The organism is Streptomyces broussonetiae (assembly GCF_009796285.1).
Lineage (GTDB): Bacteria > Actinomycetota > Actinomycetes > Streptomycetales > Streptomycetaceae > Streptomyces > Streptomyces broussonetiae.
Genome location: NZ_CP047020.1, coordinates 5,578,914 through 5,595,531, shown reverse-complemented (window position 1 = coordinate 5,595,531; position 16,618 = coordinate 5,578,914). Strand labels below are relative to the sequence as shown.

The window sequence follows — 16,618 nt, the reverse complement described above, 5'->3', positions numbered from 1 at the left end:
GTCCGTGCGGCAGGATCCTGGGATGGAGCGTGTACGTGATCTCTCTGAGCTGCCGAAAGCCCATCTGCACCTGCACTTCACCGGCTCGATGCGACCGGGCACCGTGCTGGAACTGGCCGACAAGTACGGCGTGCGTCTGCCCGACGCCCTGACGGAGGCGCTGACGAGCGGCGAGCCGCCGAAACTGCGGGCCACGGACGAGCGGGGCTGGTTCCGTTTCCAGCGGTTGTACGACGCGGCACGCTCCTGCCTGCGCAAACCGGAGGACGTCCGGCGCCTGGTCCGGGAAGCAGCCGAGGAGGACGTGAAGGACGGCTCGGGCTGGCTGGAGATCCAGGTGGACCCGACGTCGTACGCGCCCCGGCTGGGCGGTCTGATCCCGGCGCTGGAGATCATCCTGGACGCGGTGGAGACCACGTCCCGCGAGACGGGCCTCGGCATGCGCGTCCTGGTCGCCGCCAACCGCATGAAGCACCCGCTGGACGCGCGCACGCTGGCCCGGCTGGCGGTGCGGTACGCGGACCGGGGCGTGGTCGGCTTCGGGCTGTCCAACGACGAGCGGCGAGGCATGGCGCGGGACTTCGACCGGGCCTTCCACATCGCGCGTGAGGGCGGCCTGCTGTCGGCCCCGCACGGCGGCGAGCTGACCGGCCCCGCGTCGGTGCGCGACTGCCTGGACGACCTGCACGCCTCGCGGATCGGGCACGGGGTGCGCGCGGCGGAGGACCCGCGGCTGCTGAGGCGGCTGGCCGACCGGCAGGTGACCTGCGAGGTGTGCCCGGCGTCCAATGTGGCGCTCGGCGTGTACGAGAAGCCCGAGGACGTGCCGCTGCGCACGTTCTTCGAGGCGGGCGTCCCGATGGCGCTGGGCGCCGACGACCCGCTGCTGTTCGGCTCCCGGCTGGCCGCGCAGTACGAGATCGCCCGGCACGTGCACGGCTTCTCGGACGCCGAGCTGGCGGAGCTGGCCCGCCAGTCGTTGCGGGGCTCGGCCGCCCCGGCGGACGTCAGGGAGCGGCTGCTGGCGGGCGTGGACGAGTGGCTGGCCCGCCCGGCCGCCTGAACCGCCCGAAGGGCTCTTACGGGCGTCTGAAGTGGGCGTAGGGCGGATAGGCCTTGAAGCAGACCAGCACGTCGAGGGGGTGCCCACCGTCGGACGGCTGCACCAGCGCCGGCACCTGCCCCAGCAGTGTCGAGTGCCCCTTGGCGACGTGCTTGTGGCACGGCCCCTGGCCGGCCGCGTGGGCGAACCGGGTGGCCGTCTCGGCGAACACGTCGCGGCTGCCTAAGAGAAAAGCAGGTACGCGCGCGCATGGCCTGCCGCAGCACGTCCTTGAAGTCGGCGCGGTGCCTGCGCTCGCGCCAGGCGGCGGCGTCCCGCGCGGTGCGCGCCTCGTCGGTGCGGACGAGCAGCCGGGGCCCCGCGCGCGCTTGCGGCGCAGCCCGGGCCAGGCCGAGGTACGCAGTCCGAACGCGTGGTGGACCAGGACGAGGTCGACCAGCTCACCGAAGCCCTCGTCGGGCGGGACACCGTCGCGCAGCGGGACGTGGACGATCGTGTGCCGGGAACGGGCGGCGAAGGAGAACAGGCCCGCCGGCCGGCTCAGTCCGTCGTGGTCACCGAGCAGCAGTCCGACAGGGTTCGGGCGCGTTGAGCGAGGTGTGGCGCAGGGGCTGCCACGGCTGGACGACCCGGTGGTCGTACGGCCCGGTGCGAGGCCGGAACTCGCGCAGTCTCAGCCGCATACGGTCATGATCCCCGGGGGTTCGTGACGCGCCCGGCGTGAAGGTCACGCGCGGGGCTGCGCAACGGAGATTCCGCCCAGCAGCGTCTTGGCGAGCCGCGCGGCGAACTCGTCCGCCGGCGGCCGTTCCCCGGCGTCGATCGCGTCGTAGGCGAACGCGCGCTGCGCACAGGCGCCCAGCAGCAGGGAGGCGGCCGCCATGGTGTCGGCGTCGGCACGCACACGGCCGACCGCCTGTTCGGCGCGCAGGTAGGTGTCCAGGTTCTCAAGGGGCCGGTGCGGGCCCGCACCGAGCTTGTGCAGGGCCTCGTAGTGCCGCTTCTTGAGCTGCGTCTCGGCGTACAGGGAGGCGGCGATCGGGAAGCTCTGCTCGTAGAAGAGGGCGGCCTGGCGGGCGATCTCGGTGAGGTTGCCCTCCAAGGTGCCCTGCCCCGGTTCCGCGGCGAGTGTGCCGAGCAGCGGGGCGAGGCGGGGCAGGCGCTCGGTGAGCACCCGGACGAACAGCTCCTCCTTGCTGTCGAAGTACTTGTAGAGGGCCGCTTCCGAGCAGCCGGCCGCGCGGGCGATCTCCTTGGTGGTGGCGCGGGCGAGTCCGACAGTGAGCATCAGCTCGTGGGCGGCGTCGAGAATGCGGACACGCGCCGGCTTCGGCTCCATGGGGCGTCCAATCGGCTTGACGAGTGAGTGAGTGCTTACCCACTCTAGAGGGAGCAGGGGTGAGTGAATACTCACCCACCAGCTCTGAGCACAGGAGCGCTCATGAACCTCACCGTTTTCGGCGCCACCGGCGGGATCGGCCGGGAGATCGTCCGGCAGGCGCTCGGCGCCGGCCACCGGGTCACCGCCGTGGTCCGCGATCCGGCGCGGCTCGATGTCACGGGAGACGCGCTGGAGGTGTTCCGCTCCGACCTGACCGACCCCGGGGAGCTGCGCGCCGCCGTCCGGGGCCGGCACGCGGTCCTCTCCGGCCTGGGCGCCCGCAGCCGCAAGGACGCCGGGGTCGCCACCCGGCTGACCCGCACGGTCCTGCGCGCCATGGATGCGGAGGGGGTACGACGGCTGCTCGTGGTCAGCGCCGGTCCCGTCGGCCCTGCCCCCGAGGACGACGGGCCTCTGGACCGTGCCATGCGCGGCCTGGTGTCGGCCGTCCTCAAGGACATCTACACCGACCTGCGCGAAATGGAGGCCGAGCTGGTCCGCAGTGGCACGGACTGGACGTCCGTACGGCCCCCGCGCCTGCAGGACAAGCCGCTCACCGGCCGCTACCGCACCGTCGCCGGAGGCTTCCCGCGCAAGGGGCGCTTCGTCGCGCGCGCGGACGTCGCGCACGCGATGCTGTCGATGATCGACGACGAGGGGACGGTGAAGCAGGGGGTCGGCGTGGCCTATTAGCGTGGCCTGTTGGGTCCTGGCGTGGCCTCTTTGGGGCCTATTGGGCGGCCCGGGAGCCGTTCGGTGGCCCCCGGAGCTGTTCGGTGACCCGTGTTCTCCGTCCTGTCCCGGCGGTTGCCCCGGGGCCGCCTAGAGGCTGACGCCCACCGTGACCGGCTCGTTGACCAGCGTGATCCCGAAGGCCTCGCGGACACCGGCGACGACCTCGCGGGCCAGCGCCAGCAGGTCCTCGGTGGTGGCGTCACCCCGGTTGGTGAGGGCGAGGGTGTGCTTGGTGGAGATGCGGGCCGGCCCGGTGCCGTAGCCCTTGGTGAAGCCCGCCTTGTCGATCAGCCAGGCCGCGGAGGTCTTCGTAAGGCCCTCGCCCGCCGGGTACGCGGGCGGCTCGACGCCCTCTCCAAGCCGCTCACGCACGCGCGCGTGGAACGCGGCCGACTGCCCCTCGGTGAGGAGCGGGTTGGTGAAGAAGGACCCGGCGGACCAGGTGTCGTGGTCCTCGGGGTCGAGGACCATGCCCTTCCCTGCGCGCAGCTTCAGCACGGTCTCGCGGGCGTCGGCCAGCGGCACCCGGTCGCCGGGCTCGACGCCGAGCGCGCGGGCTGCCTCGGCGTACTTGACGGGCGCCGACAGCCCGCCCGCGTCCTCCAGCTCGAAGCGCACGCGCAGCACGACATAGCGCTCGGGGTCGGCCTTGAAGCGGCTGTGGCGGTACGAGAAGGCGCACTCCTCGTTCGTCAGCGTGACCGTCCCGCCGGCGCGCCGGTCGTAGGCGATCACCTCGGTGATGGTGGAGGAGACCTCCTGCCCGTAGGCACCCACGTTCTGGATCGGCGTGGCGCCCGCCGATCCGGGGATGCCCGCCAGGCACTCGACCCCGGCGAGCCCGGCCTCGACCGTGCGGGCCACGGCGTCCGTCCACACCTCACCCGCGGCCAGCTCCAGCGTCGTGCCGCGCAGCTCGGCACCGCGGGTGGCGATGCGCAGGGCGGTGCCGTCGAAGCCCTTGTCGCCGATGACCAGGTTCGAACCGCCGCCGATGACCAGCAGCGGCGTCCCGCTGTCGTCGGCCTCGCGGACGGCCTCGATCACCTCGGCGTCGGTCACGGCGGTGACCAGCCGCGTCGCGGGACCGCCCAGCCGGAACGTGGTCAGCGGGGCAAGGGGGGCGTCGTGGAGTACCTGCACGGGCCCAAGACTACGAGACGCCTCCGACGGCGCCGCACACGCGCGGGCGCCACGGACCGGCCTCGGCCACGGCGCCCGACCCGCCGTTGCGCCCCGGGCACCCGCATTGCCGTACGCGCGCGTGGCCCCGTGAACAAGGGCCACGCGCGCGTGCGGCGGTGCGGAGCGGGGGGCGTAGGACTCCCAGGACGACAGCGCCCGAAAGGCCCGCCGCGGCGGCTGAGCCTCGAGCGTGGCTCCGTAGGCACCGCGCGCGTGGCCGATCTGGCGCCGTACCGCAGGAGCAGGAGTACGGGCGAGGAAGCGCAGCGCACCCCGCAGGGTGCGGGTCCCGACGCTCGAGGCGAAGACGTGTACCTCGGTGTCCAGTGGAGGAGCGGTCGGCACGGTCCAGCGAGGAACGGGCATCACGGGCTCCTTTCGGCGGGGCACCGGGGTACCGGATCAGCGGGCCGAGGTCTTCAGGGAAGCTGCCTCCGGGGAGCCGGTCTCCGAGCCGGTCCCCAGGACGTGGCCGGGCGTCTGCTGCGCCCCTGCGCCGTCCCCCGCCCCGATCCGGGCCGCGCTGCGCCGGGCCGGGATCACCAGGGCCGCGACCGCGGCGAGGGCGACCACCGCAGAACCGGTGACCAGGGCGGGTCGCAGCCCGTCCACGAAGCTCTGAGCGCTTTCGTAGCCGCCCTGCGCGGAGAAGATCGAGGACATGACCGCGATGCCGAGCGCACCGCCCACCTCGCGCAACGCGTTGTTCGCGCCGGAGGCGATGCCCTGCTCCTGCGGACGGACGCTGGACATGACCAGGTTGGCGGCCGGCGCAAAGTACAGGGCCATGCCGACACCGCTGATGATCAGGGCGGGCAGCTGGACGGCGTAGGAGGCGTCCGCGGTGGCCACGGCGGCCATGTAGCCGAGGCCGGCGGCCTGCAGCGCCAGGCCCGCGGCGACGACCGGCCGGCCGCCGATGCGGTCGGAGAGGATCCCGGCCATCGGTGCCACGAGCATCGGCATGCCGGTCCAGGGCAGCATCCTCAGGCCCGCCTCGGTGGGCGAGTAGCCGAGCACGCCCTGCATGTACTGGCTGAGCAGGAAGATCGAGCCGAACATGCCGACGAACATCAACAGGCTGGCCGCGTTGATCCCGGAGAAGGAACGGGACCGGAAGAGCCTCATCGGCAGCATGGGGGCGGCCGCGCGGGAGCTGTACAGGACGAATCCGATCAGCAGCGCGGCACCGGCGAACAGCGCGGTCAGGACCAGGGTGTCGGTCCAGCCATCGGCAGGCCCGCGGACCAGGCCGTACACGATCCCGAAGAGCCCGCCGCTGGCGAGCAGGGTGCCGGGGACGTCAAGCCGGGCTCCGGTGCCGTAGGACTCGGCGAGGCGCAGGCGGGCAAGCGGCAGCGTGATCACGCCGAGCGGGACGTTCAGCCAGAAGATCCAGTGCCAGGAGACGTGCTCGGTGAGGCTGCCGCCGATGAGCGGTCCGGAGGCGACGGCAAGCCCGTTGACGGCGCCCCAGATGCCGTACACCGTCCCGCGCTTGGCGGCGGGTACGGCCGCGGTCAGCAGGGTCAGCGTGAGCGGCATCATCACGGCCGCGCCGACGCCCTGGACCGCGCGGGCGACGATCAGGGAGTCGATGCCGGGTGCCATGGCCGCGGCGGCGGAGGCGCCGGTGAAGACGGTGAGGCCGGCGATGAAGAGCCGTCGGCGCCCGAAGCGGTCGCCGAGCGCGGCGCCGAACATCAGCAGGACGGCGAACGTGAGCGTGTAGGCGCTCACGGTCCACTCGAGGTCGTCCAGCGCACCGCCGAGGTCCTTGCGGATGGAGGGCAGGGCGGTGGTGACGACGAGGTTGTCCAGGGCCGCCATGAACCCGGCGACGCTGGTGATGACGAGGGCCCAGGCGGCACGTGCGCGCCCGGCGCCGTCTGACGCGTGCTGATCCGGCATCTCTCCCCCAGAGAGGTTGAGTTAGTTATTGATTACTAACTTTTGTGGTCATGAAAAAGGCGGGGCCGCCGCCCCGATGCGCTACTTCTCCAACTGCCCGGTGAGCCGCGCCGACGGATACATCCCCTGCCAGACCCGGTGTTCGGGCGGGAACCCCATGGCGGTGAGGGTGTTGATGAGCATTCCGTACGCCAGGAAGGTCGTGGTCTCACCGTCGTCGGCACCCAGCGGGAGGTGAACCGTGTCCCAGAGCTTCATCCAGGAGGCCCGTACGACCTCGCCGAACTCGCTGTCACCCTCCGCCTCGGCCGCGGCGACCGTGATGTACGTCTGCATCTGCATCTGGAGCTTCTCGGGCTGCTCCGTGATCATCCGTACGTAGGCGTTCGCCATGGCATGCAGCGCCTCCTCGCCCTGCAAGCCGTCGGCCGCCTCCTCGAAGACCCGGCAGGTGTCCTCCACGCACCGCAGCGACGCGGCGGCGAAGATGGCCTTCTTGCCCGCGAAGAGCCGGAAGAGGTACGGCTGCGAGACACCCACGCGGGTCGCGATCGCCTCGGTGGAAGTGCCGTAGAAGCCCTTCTGCGAGAACTCCGCGATCGCCGCGCGAATGACGCTCTCGCGACGCTCTTCTGCGCTCATCCTGACCATGGGCATCAAGTTAGTGCTCAATCACTAACTTGGCAAGGGCGCTCTGCAGGACATGCATGCGTAAGGGGCGCCCACCCGGGAGGACGCCCCTTACCTCAGCACTTCAGTGGCTCGGCACTTCAGCAGCTCAGCACCTGAGTACTTCGCGAGTGCCTCGCGCGAGCCGTCAGGCCAGTCGTACGACCGCCCGGGACATTCCCAGCACCTTCTGACCACCGCTGGTCGCCGTCAGGTCCACACGCACGCTGTTGTCGTCCAGCTTGGCCGCGACCTTCCCGCTGACCTCGATCAGGGCACCCTCGTCGTCGTTCGGGACGACGACGGGCTTGGTGAACCGGACGCCGTACTCCACGACCGCACCCGGGTCCCCGGTCCAGTCGGTGACCACGCGGACCGCCTCGGCCATGGTGAACATGCCGTGCGCGATGACGTCCGGCAGCCCGACCTCCTTGGCGAACTTCTCGTTCCAGTGGATCGGGTTGAAGTCCCCGGAGGCGCCCGCGTAGCGCACGAGCGTGGCGCGGGTCACGGGGAAGGTCTGCGCCGGCAGCTCGGTGCCGACCTCGACGTCGTCGTACGCGATCTTCGCCGTCATCAGGTCCTCACGCCTCCTCGGCCGCGCGGGCCACGAGCTTGGTCCAGGCTGTCACGACGTGCTCGCCCGCCTCGTCGTGCACCTCACCACGGATGTCCAGGATGTCGTTGCCCGCGAGGGACTTGATCGCCTCGATGGTGGAGGTGACCGTGAGCCGGTCGCCGGCGCGCACCGGGCGGCTGTAGGCGAACTTCTGGTCGCCGTGCACCACGCGGCTGTAGTCGAGGCCGAGCTGCGGGTCCTCGATGACCTGGCCCGCGGCCCGGAACGTGATGGAGAACACGAACGTCGGCGGGGCGATCACATCGGAGTGACCGAACGCCTTCGCGGCCTCCGGGTCCGTGTACACCGGGTTGGCCTCGCCCACCGCCTCGGCGAATTCGCGGATCTTCTCCCGGCCCACCTCATAGGGCGCGGTGGGCGGGTAGGTCCGTCCAACGAAGGACTGGTCGAGCGCCATGGCCCGGCACCTCCTGATATCTGCTGTAGTGGCCCCAAATTAGCCGCACCCGACCAGAGCCCGCGTGGAGGGACGAATGCGCGCCGGGCCGGTGGGCCGATGGGCCGGTGAAACGCCGCGAGGCCGCCCCCTCGGAAGGGGACGGCCTCGCGTACGAGCCTGTTTAGCGCGTCTCGCGATGCGCAGTGTGCGCATTGCAGCGCGGGCAGTGCTTCTTCATCTCAAGACGATCCGGGTTGTTACGCCGGTTCTTCTTGGTGATGTAGTTCCGCTCCTTGCACTCCACGCAGGCCAGCGTGATCTTCGGGCGGACGTCGGTGGCAGCCACGTGAGTGCTCCTAAGACGAACGGATGGACTAATTCAACGCAAGAAAGAGTAGCCGATCGAAGGACCGACCCCGCAATCGGCTACTGTCAGTAGCGGTGACCGGACTTGAACCGGTGACACAGCGATTATGAGCCGCTTGCTCTACCGACTGAGCTACACCGCTTTGATGAGATCAGTGCCCGCCTGACGACGGGAACCTCTCACACCAGAGCCCCAAAACGGAATCGAACCGTTGACCTTCTCCTTACCATGGAGACGCTCTGCCGACTGAGCTATTGGGGCGAGCGATGAAGACATTACACGGTCCGCCGCCGTTCACCCAAATCCGTATCCGGCCGCCCGCCGCACCCTCCATCTCAGCCCTCGCAGCCACCTCCTGAGGCACGGGAGCCGCGGATCTACAGGCCACGCGTCCGCCCTCTTGCACCGGGCCACTCGCAGGGGCGGACACGCGGGGCGGACAACAACCGACCTGGAACGGCGGGCCGGATCGGCTCGTGCGCGGCACGGCACAGCGGGGCGCGGCGCGCGCGCGTGGGCGTGGACCGACGGACATGGGCCGATGGGCATGGGCGTGGACAGATGGACATGGGCCGATGGGCATGGACCGGGGGCGCTGGTGTGGACGCCGACCGGAACGGCAGGGCACGCGCGCGTGAGCGCCGAAGTCGAACGGGAGCAACGGGGCCACGCGGGTGGGCGAAACGTGTACCGCCAAGGGCGGACCACACCGGTACGACTATTGCGCTCCTGCGCGTCCCGCGCGCCGGGCCACCCTAGGCTCGACTCGCTCTGCGTGATCTTGGGGGCGGGCGCCCTCGCACCGCTCACGCGGGCCTGCCCCGAGCCCCCGGCCCCAACCCTGGAGCGCGATGCCCGACAGCCAGCCGCAGCCCCATCCGCCGTCGAACTCCCCGGGCTCCTCGGGGCAGTCCGACCCGGACGCCCTGCTGCTGTGCGGGGCGCGGCTCACCGACGGCCGAACCGTGGACGTACGGCTGGGCGGCGGGCGCATCGAGGCGGTGGGCACGGCCGGCAGCCTGGCACCGGGTCCGGCCCGCACGAGCGCCTCACGCGTGGACCTCGGCGGGTATCTGCTCCTGCCCGCCCCGGCCGAACCGCACGCCCACGGCGACACAGCCCTGTCCGCCGAACGACCGGGTCCGGTGTCGTACACCCCCGAGGACGTCCAGCGCCGGGCGACGGAGGCCGCCCTGCTGCAGCTCGGGCACGGGGCGACGGCGGTACGCGCGCACGTGCGCGTGGGCGACGTCCAGGGACTCGGCGCGCTGGGCGCCGTCCTGCAGGCGCGGCGGTCGCTGCGGGGGCTCGCGGAGCTGACCACGGTGGCGACGCCACGACTGCTGACCGGCGTGGCCGGGGCGGACGGGCTCGCGATGCTGGGCGACGCGCTCAAGATGGGTGCCTCGGTGGTGGGCGGCTGCCCGGATCTGGACCCCGATCCCGGGGGCTACGTCGAGGCGGTCCTGGAGGTGGCTTCCGAGCACGGTTGCCCGGTGGACCTGCACACGGACGCCGCCGACCCGGCCCGGTTGTCCCGGCTCGCGGCGATGGCAGGGGGCCTGCGCCCCGGCGTGACGATCGGGCCGTGCGCCGGTCTCGGGCGCCTGCCCACCGAGGCCGCCTCCCGTGCCGCCGACCAACTCGCGGCAGCCGGGGTCACGGTGGTGTGCCTGCCCCAGGGCGGCTGTTGCGCCGCCGACCGCCGGGGCACGGCTCCGGTACGGCTGCTGCGCTCGGCCGGGGTCCGGGTGGCCGCCGGCAGCGGCGCCCTGCGTGACGTCTCCAACCCCGTCGGCCGCGGCGATCCCCTGGAAGCGGCCTATCTCCTCGCCTCCGGCCACGGGCTGCGACCGCAGGAGGCCTACGACACCGTGAGCGCATCCGCCCGCGCGGCCCTGGGCCTGCCGGAAGTACGCGTGGAGGCAGGCTTTCCCGCTGAGCTGCTGGCCGTACGCGGCGACGGCCTGCCCGGCGCCCTCTCCCTGGCCTACAGCCGCATCGTGGTGCACCGAGGTCGTGTGGTCGCCCGCACGAGCGCGGTCCGGGAGTACTGCAACTCGGTGGCCGCAGCGGAGCTGGGACTGCCGCGACAGGGGCGGAGCGAACTGTCGTGAGCGGGCGCGCGACACGTACGCGCGGATTGCCGGGGCGCACGGATGAGAGCGCACGCCGGTCGCGTCGGTTGAGCGGGAGTCCGGACGCGTCGGTTGAGTGGGATCCGGTCGCGTCGGCCGGGCGCGAGCGCCGGTGGGACCGGTTGTGCTCGTTGCGCTGGCGTGCTGGTTGCGCTGACTCGTTGGTTGCACTGGTTGCACTGGTGCGGCATGAGCACCGGCGCTCCCGGTCTTGCACGGGCGGGCGATGAGTGGTGTGCGCCGGGCGCACCACCACGGACGCGCGCCCAGTACTCACCTGCCGCCGGCATGGCACACCTGCCGTCGCGATCACCCGCCTGCCGTCGCCATCACCCGCATGCCGTCGCCATCACACGCCTGCCAGTGCAGTCACATGCAGAGACCTGCGCATGCCTCCGCACCCCACGCTCGAACCCAACCCGCCACCAGACACATCGCGGCACTCCCCGCCGCCTCTCACCCAAGGCGCACGATCACGAAAACGCGCCCCGCGGGCATCTGGACGGGCGCCGGGCGCGTGAACGTGGAGGCGAGCCTGGCACGCTCCGCCCATGCCGGTTAACTCGTGCGGCGGATGCGCCTCTTCGGGCGTACGGTCGGATTCATGCGCATTGTCATCGCTGGTGGTCATGGTCAGATCGCGCTGCGGCTGGAGCACCTGCTCTCCGCGCGCGGGGATGAGGTCGCGGGAATCATCCGCAAACACGAGCAGAGCGACGATCTGCGAGCGGCCGGGGCCGAGCCGGTCCTGCTCGACCTGGAGTCCGCCTCGGTGGAAGAGGTCGCGGCGCACCTGCAGGGCGCCGACGCGGCGGTCTTCGCGGCCGGCGCGGGCCCGGGCAGCGGCGCAGCGCGCAAGGAGACGGTGGACAGGGGCGCGGCGGTGCTGTTCGCGGACGCGGCCGTCCGCGCGGGCGTTCGCCGCTTCGTGGTCGTGTCCTCGATGGGCGCGGATCCCGCCCACCAGGGCGACGACATCTTCGACGCCTACCTGCGGGCCAAGGGCGAGGCGGACGCGTACGTGACCCGTCAGGAGGCCCTGGACTGGACGATCCTGCGCCCCGGCTCGCTGACGAACGACGCCGGCACCGGCCTGGTTCGGCTGGAGGCGCACACCGGGCGCGGTTTCGTCCCGCGAGACGACGTGGCGGCCGTTCTCGCGGAGTTGGTGGACACCCCGGCGACGACCGGCCTGACGCTGGAACTGATCAGCGGGTCGCAGCCGGTGTCGGTCGCGGTGAAGTCGGTGGCCGGGAACTGAGCCGGGCCCCCGCCCGTTGAACAGTCGGAGCCACCACTGAGCCGCCCTGCCCCGCCCGTTGTCACCCTGTCAGAAGTCACATCAGAACGTCAGAACAGGGGCAGCTGCCCCGGAAAATCCGGTATGACGTAACCGTCCAACGCCGGCTGGAAGGCGCCGAGTTGTGCCTGTTGCCGTGATCCGGGGCAGGAGACCAGGTCCCCGTTCTCCCGTGCCCCGGGCGGGTCGTGCCGTGCCAATCGGCCCGCGACGACGGCGATGTCACGGCGGCACACAGGACAGGTTCTGCGTCGGGAGGCCATGCGGTCAGTGTGCCCGCACGCGAGCGAAGGACGACAACACCGTGTGCTTCACACACGGGCGAAGGACCAAGGACTGCAACACCGTGTGCCCACACGCGGACGATGGGCGACAGCGCCGTCAAGTCCGGGTCTCGGCCTCCCAGCGGTCGGGTCCCACCCCGCGCCAGTCGATCAGCGGCGAGTCGGCCACCTGCTCCGGCTCGATCTCCAGCCCCGCCCGGCGCAGGAACTCCACCAGGTCCCGCACGCTGTGCGCCAGGCCGAGGATCTCGCCGTCCACCCGAACACGACGCCCGCCGGTTGGGGACGGCAGGTACACGACGATGGGGCGTTTCCCGGCCATGGCTCCAGCATCGTCCGGACGATCGGCCTCCGCACCCGGACCGACCCGACCAAACAACGAGTGCCCCGGGATCTGCTCTCGCAGATCCCGGGGCACTCGTTCCCGTGTGGCGGCGCCAGGATTCGAACCTGGGAAGGCTGACCCGGCAGATTTGCAGCGGGCTCGCTCCGCACAGCCTGAGCAGGCACTTCCCTCTCTGTCGAGCCATCCGGGGGACACATGGGGGAAGCGGCGCCCTTGACCTCCGGAGGCAGCGCTGCTCGGGTCTCCTACGAAAGCGACGCATTACGAGCTGTTCGATCTTGGTCCGAGGGCATCCACGTCCGTCAGTCGGGCGCACTCGCTACTCAGTGGCCGTTTCGGGCGTCAGTGAACGCTCATGGCACACCGTGCAGGTCAGCGACTCAGCGCACCTTCGGTGCGCGCCCGGGGCGGGGTAAAACCCGTGGCGCGCCGGAGGTGCTTCGGTCTGCCCTGACGGCCATCTGCACGGGTGCAGCAGCCTGTCGTCACCGTTCCGTCACAAGTAGCCGCCGCACGGAACCCTGCCGCTCTTCCGCCCTGTCTGCACTCACGTACCACGACCACGCTTACCGCGGGGCAACAACCGACGACCGAAACCCGCGGACGAGACGACCCAGGGGGACGACAACATGCGTCACAGCAACGGCATTCGCAGGGCGGCTCTGGCGACGACGGCGGTCACGGCCGTCGCGGCGGCGGTGACCGGCATCCTGCCCGGCACCGCCATGGCGGCGAGCACCACCACCTCCACCCCGCCGCCCGCCTGCCCGGCCTCCGCCCTCCAGGTCAGCGCCTGGCAGGCCGCCCACCGGCCCGTCGGGACCGGGACCGGGGCGGCGGTCGTGCAGTTCACCAACGTCTCTCGAAGGACGTGCGTCCTGAAGGGCCATCCGACGGTCGCGGGTGCCGGCAACGGCTCCCCCGCCCACAACAGCCCGCTCAAGGTCACCCGCACCGGCAGGGCGGCCACCGTGACGGTCCGGCCGCACGGCAAGGCGTGGGTGAAGTTGACCTTCGTCCAGGTCCAGGGGGAGGCCGACGGCTACTGCGTGTCGGGCAAGGACCCGGTGACGTATCCGACGATGGTCATCGGGCTGCCGCACTCCGGGAAGCACCAGGTCGCCCTGAACGACGGGGTGTGGGCCGAGTGCGACAACAAGGTGACCGTCACCCCGGTCTCGGCGGTCAAGCCTTCCTGACCCCACCGCCCCCACAAATCGAGCAGCCTGCACGACGATCGCAAGGCTCTGACCTGCACATTTACAAGGAACTGCACGTAAGTGCAGGTCAGCGACTCAGCGCCCCTTCGGTGCGCTGAGTCGCTGACCTGCGGTGATCAAACTCCGATGACACAAACTCGCGTCCGTCAAAGTCCGATGGCAAACGGTCAAGATCCAGTGGCACGGGACAAAGATCACCAGATGTCGCGCCTCGAAGCACTCCGCTTCACCCGACGCGTCGTCGAAGAGCACACCACACGCCAGCTGGCAGCGATCGACCGATGGATCGCCGACGAAGAACGCCGCGAACGGGAACGGCGACAGGCAGAAGCCGCCCGGCCGGCGCCGCCGGACTGGCTCCTCGACTACGGGCGCACCCAGGACGCACTGCCGGTCGCAGTCCGCACCGGGGGCTGCACCATGACAGGGAAACGGTCGAAGGGCGTGGACTCGGACACAGCGCGCCGAACACTCGCGTCCGGCGTAAGGGCCTGCACGTTCTGTCGGCCTGACACCGAGCTAGGGATCCTCGGCTAGACCCTGCCCGGCCGCCGCGGCGGCACCGTGATCCCGATCAACAGCTGGTGATCGCAGATGTGGTTGGACACCTGGGCCTAGCTGGACACGCGCGCCAGGACGGCCCGGCAGGACACCGGGCCGTCCTGGTCGACCTGGGGATGCTCGGGTCAGACGAACTCGTACTGAAGCTCATAGAGATGCCCTGCCTTGGTCATCACCGTGACCTCAATGGGACGTTCACCGTCGCTGTAGACCACACGGAACGTGCGAAGCACAGGCAGGTCACTGGGCAATTGCAGCGCCTCGAACTGCTCCTGATCGGCAAGCCGCTCGCGGTCATCGCTGACGCCCGGCTGTCGGGCAACGACAACAGCCAAGTCGTCGAACGACTGCTGACCATCTCCGGTGAAGACACCATCGACATCGACCGCAAGTACCGCGCAGTGTGGACCGGCAAGCTCCCTACACGGCTAGTGATCCTGTCCAACGAACTGCCGCACTTCGGCGACTCCTCCGGGGTCATCGCACGCCGGTTCGTGGTGCTCAACATGACCGTGTCGTGGCTGGGCAAAGAGGATCCCACCCTGTTCGACCGACTCTGCGCCGAGATGCCCGGGATCTTGAACTGGGCCCTGGACGGACTCGCCCGTCTGGAAAACAAGGGCCGGATCACCGAACCGGCATGCAGCCGGGAAGCCGTCAGCACCATGCAGGACACCGCCTCGCCCACCTCGGCATTCATCCGCGAGCGCTGCACCACCGGACCTACGTGCAACATGCCCGTGGATGCCCTGTGGTCGATATGACGGGACTGGGCTGAGGACAACGGGGTCAAGCCCGGCACCAAACAGGTCTTCGGCCGCAGCTTCCTGTCCGTCGTCCCTCAGCTCACTCGCGCTCGGCCCCGTGACGCCTACGGCCAACAAGTCGCCACCTACACCGGGATCACCCTGAAGCCGTCAGTTCTGGGGGGACGCGATGGAATGTGCCCTCGCGCCGGGCACAGCATCGCGGTACTGCACAAGGTGTACGCCAAGGTGCTGGATCAGACGCGGGAGCGGGCAAACAGCCGGATCGACGCAGCCCTGCGAGAGTGGAACGAGCCAGAGTGATCATCCTCTCCCCCGGGGGACACCTGGGGGACACGCACTGACTGACCACGGGATACGGGCGATACGGAGTGAGACACGTCCACACTTCGTCCACGCCGAATCGAACGGGCGCCGACAACGAAAAACCCCCTCTGATCAGGTATCTAGCCTGATCAGAGGGGGTTTCACTCAGCGTGGCGGCGCCAGGATTCGAACCTGGGAAGGCTGAGCCGGCAGATTTACAGTCTGCTCCCTTTGGCCGCTCGGGCACACCGCCGGGTTGGCCACCAGATCGAACCGCTATTCGGCGGTGCTCCCCGGCAACGACGTAAACAATACCCGATGGAGAGGGGTGCTTCGCCACCCGGTTGATCTCCACCTGTCGGCTCACGGGGTGACTAGGCTGGTGCGGATGCGGTCCGGCGTCATGCCGGAGCCGGCGGCCGCCGCCGCGCACGCCGGCACGCCCCCGATACGCACCCGATACGCACCCCGATACAAGGAGCCACAGGACATGGCCGACTCCAGTTTCGACATCGTCTCGAAGGTCGAGCGGCAGGAGGTCGACAACGCCCTCAACCAGGCCGCCAAGGAGATCTCGCAGCGCTACGACTTCAAGGGCGTGGGTGCCTCGATCTCGTGGTCCGGTGAAAAGATCCTCATGGAGGCGAACTCCGAGGACCGGGTGAACGCTGTCCTCGACGTCTTCCAGTCCAAGCTGGTCAAGCGCGGTATCTCGCTGAAGGCACTGGACGCGGGCGAGCCCCAGCTGTCCGGCAAGGAGTACAAGATCTTCGCATCGATCCAGGAGGGCATCTCCCAGGACAACGCGAAGAAGGTAGCGAAGATCATCCGCGACGAGGGCCCGAAGGGCGTCAAGGCCCAGGTCCAGGGTGACGAGCTGCGAGTCAGCTCCAAGAGCCGCGACGACCTGCAGGCCGTGATCGCGCTGCTGAAGGACAAGGACTTCGACTTCGCGCTGCAGTTCGTGAACTACCGGTAGAAGACCGGCAGGAACGGCAGCAACAAGGGTGGGCCTCCGGTGCCGGGCGGCCCACCCTTCCGCGTTCTGTGGCCCTCAGTCGCGTGAGTTGCCGAACAGGATCCGATAGGCGATCAGCAGCACCAGGGAGCCGCCGATGGCTGCGGCCCAGGTGGCGCCGTCATAGAAGTTCTTGGTGACCGGATGGTGCAGCCAGTGGGCCGAGATCCAGCCGCCGATGAACGCGCCCGCGACGCCGATGAGGGTCGTGCCGATGAAGCCGCCGGGGTCGCGTCCCGGCAGGAGGACCTTGGCGATGATTCCGGCCACCAGTCCCAGGATGATCCAACCGATGATGCTCATGCCGTGAACCTGCCCTTCCGAGCTGTCTTCGCACTGTCCGGCTGC

At 70.3% G+C, this 16,618-nt stretch carries 18 protein-coding genes, 3 tRNA genes and 2 pseudogenes; 8 read left to right on the top strand and 15 right to left on the bottom strand.

Translation table 11 applies throughout. The features are described 5' to 3' along the window. Positions 1–22: 22 nt before the first annotated feature. Positions 23–1,063 carry an adenosine deaminase gene (locus tag GQF42_RS25935; RefSeq protein ID WP_158923731.1) on the top strand — a complete coding sequence of 347 codons (1,041 nt, stop codon included), beginning with the start codon at positions 23–25 and terminating at the stop codon, positions 1,061–1,063. Positions 1,064–1,079: 16 nt separating this feature from the next. Here the strand turns inward: GQF42_RS25935 and GQF42_RS25930 are convergent. Together GQF42_RS25930 and GQF42_RS25925 are read right to left on the bottom strand one after the other, a co-directional pair. Further along, positions 1,080–1,746: pseudogene (locus GQF42_RS25930) on the bottom strand (hypothetical protein). Between the two features lie 44 nt (positions 1,747–1,790). Beyond that, positions 1,791–2,402: a TetR/AcrR family transcriptional regulator gene (locus tag GQF42_RS25925; RefSeq protein ID WP_158923729.1), complete on the bottom strand. Its 612-nt coding sequence runs from the start codon at positions 2,400–2,402 to the stop codon at positions 1,791–1,793. Positions 2,403–2,504: 102 nt separating this feature from the next. Between GQF42_RS25925 and GQF42_RS25920 the strand changes: the two genes are divergently transcribed. Next, on the top strand, positions 2,505–3,137 hold the full coding sequence (locus tag GQF42_RS25920; protein ID WP_158923727.1) for an NAD(P)-dependent oxidoreductase: 633 nt from the start codon (positions 2,505–2,507) through the stop codon (positions 3,135–3,137). 129 nt (positions 3,138–3,266) lie between these two features. Here the strand turns inward: GQF42_RS25920 and GQF42_RS25915 are convergent, their stop codons facing one another. The 8 genes from GQF42_RS25915 to GQF42_RS25880 all read right to left on the bottom strand — a co-directional run bounded on the left by GQF42_RS25915 (position 3,267) and on the right by GQF42_RS25880 (position 8,591). Continuing rightward, the gene (locus GQF42_RS25915; protein ID WP_158923725.1) at positions 3,267–4,322 is read right to left on the bottom strand and encodes a UDP-N-acetylmuramate dehydrogenase; all 1,056 of its coding nucleotides are present in this window, start codon (positions 4,320–4,322) and stop codon (positions 3,267–3,269) included. Between the two features lie 444 nt (positions 4,323–4,766). Continuing rightward, entirely contained in the window at positions 4,767–6,275 is a 1,509-nt protein-coding gene (locus tag GQF42_RS25910; RefSeq protein WP_267906149.1) for a DHA2 family efflux MFS transporter permease subunit, read from the bottom strand. Between the two features lie 81 nt (positions 6,276–6,356). Next, entirely contained in the window at positions 6,357–6,926 is a 570-nt protein-coding gene (locus GQF42_RS25905; RefSeq protein ID WP_199272799.1) for a TetR/AcrR family transcriptional regulator, read from the bottom strand. A gap of 166 nt (positions 6,927–7,092) precedes the next feature. After that, positions 7,093–7,521 carry a MaoC family dehydratase gene (locus GQF42_RS25900; RefSeq protein WP_158923721.1) on the bottom strand — a complete coding sequence of 143 codons (429 nt, stop codon included), beginning with the start codon at positions 7,519–7,521 and terminating at the stop codon, positions 7,093–7,095. A 7-nt stretch (positions 7,522–7,528) separates the two neighbouring features. Next, a complete protein-coding gene (locus GQF42_RS25895) occupies positions 7,529–7,981 on the bottom strand; it encodes a MaoC family dehydratase N-terminal domain-containing protein (protein WP_067045422.1) in 453 nt (150 codons plus the stop codon). 163 nt (positions 7,982–8,144) lie between these two features. After that, complete coding sequence (rpmG, locus tag GQF42_RS25890) at positions 8,145–8,309, bottom strand: 50S ribosomal protein L33 (RefSeq protein WP_003948671.1); 165 nt, start codon at positions 8,307–8,309, stop codon at positions 8,145–8,147. 90 nt (positions 8,310–8,399) lie between these two features. After that, positions 8,400–8,472 (bottom strand) — tRNA-Met (locus tag GQF42_RS25885). 46 nt (positions 8,473–8,518) lie between these two features. Then, a tRNA-Thr gene (locus tag GQF42_RS25880) sits at positions 8,519–8,591 on the bottom strand. A gap of 590 nt (positions 8,592–9,181) precedes the next feature. Here GQF42_RS25880 and GQF42_RS25875 point away from each other — a divergent pair. Beyond that, complete coding sequence (locus GQF42_RS25875) at positions 9,182–10,447, top strand: amidohydrolase family protein (protein ID WP_158923719.1); 1,266 nt, start codon at positions 9,182–9,184, stop codon at positions 10,445–10,447. Between the two features lie 625 nt (positions 10,448–11,072). Next, complete coding sequence (locus GQF42_RS25870) at positions 11,073–11,729, top strand: SDR family oxidoreductase (RefSeq protein WP_158923718.1); 657 nt, start codon at positions 11,073–11,075, stop codon at positions 11,727–11,729. A gap of 89 nt (positions 11,730–11,818) precedes the next feature. Here the strand turns inward: GQF42_RS25870 and GQF42_RS46085 are convergent, their stop codons facing one another. Next, positions 11,819–12,031 carry a hypothetical protein gene (locus GQF42_RS46085; RefSeq protein WP_158923716.1) on the bottom strand — a complete coding sequence of 71 codons (213 nt, stop codon included), beginning with the start codon at positions 12,029–12,031 and terminating at the stop codon, positions 11,819–11,821. A 118-nt stretch (positions 12,032–12,149) separates the two neighbouring features. Beyond that, positions 12,150–12,374, bottom strand: a complete 225-nt coding sequence (locus tag GQF42_RS25860) for a hypothetical protein (RefSeq protein WP_199272798.1) — start codon at positions 12,372–12,374, stop codon at positions 12,150–12,152. A gap of 653 nt (positions 12,375–13,027) precedes the next feature. Here GQF42_RS25860 and GQF42_RS25855 point away from each other — a divergent pair. Further along, entirely contained in the window at positions 13,028–13,597 is a 570-nt protein-coding gene (locus GQF42_RS25855) for a DUF4232 domain-containing protein (RefSeq protein WP_158923714.1), read from the top strand. Positions 13,598–13,819: 222 nt separating this feature from the next. After that, a complete protein-coding gene (locus tag GQF42_RS25850) occupies positions 13,820–14,155 on the top strand; it encodes a DUF6233 domain-containing protein (RefSeq protein ID WP_199272797.1) in 336 nt (111 codons plus the stop codon). A 149-nt stretch (positions 14,156–14,304) separates the two neighbouring features. On the opposite strand, the pseudogene GQF42_RS25845 reads toward GQF42_RS25850, so the two are convergent. Next, positions 14,305–14,484, bottom strand: a pseudogene (locus GQF42_RS25845) (UTRA domain-containing protein); the annotation flags it as partial. Between GQF42_RS25845 and GQF42_RS46080 the strand changes: the two are divergent. Then, a complete protein-coding gene (locus tag GQF42_RS46080) occupies positions 14,431–14,943 on the top strand; it encodes a DUF5906 domain-containing protein (protein WP_325100351.1) in 513 nt (170 codons plus the stop codon). The pseudogene GQF42_RS25845 and the gene GQF42_RS46080 overlap by 54 nt on opposite strands. A gap of 480 nt (positions 14,944–15,423) precedes the next feature. On the opposite strand, the gene GQF42_RS25835 is transcribed toward GQF42_RS46080, so the two are convergent. Further along, positions 15,424–15,505: transfer RNA gene (locus GQF42_RS25835), tRNA-Tyr, on the bottom strand. Positions 15,506–15,742: 237 nt separating this feature from the next. Here GQF42_RS25835 and GQF42_RS25830 point away from each other — a divergent pair. Further along, positions 15,743–16,231: a YajQ family cyclic di-GMP-binding protein gene (locus GQF42_RS25830; protein WP_158923712.1), complete on the top strand. Its 489-nt coding sequence runs from the start codon at positions 15,743–15,745 to the stop codon at positions 16,229–16,231. Positions 16,232–16,306: 75 nt separating this feature from the next. Here GQF42_RS25830 and GQF42_RS25825 read toward each other — a convergent pair whose 3' ends face one another. Continuing rightward, positions 16,307–16,573 carry a GlsB/YeaQ/YmgE family stress response membrane protein gene (locus GQF42_RS25825; RefSeq protein ID WP_158923710.1) on the bottom strand — a complete coding sequence of 89 codons (267 nt, stop codon included), beginning with the start codon at positions 16,571–16,573 and terminating at the stop codon, positions 16,307–16,309. Positions 16,574–16,618: the final 45 nt, after the last annotated feature.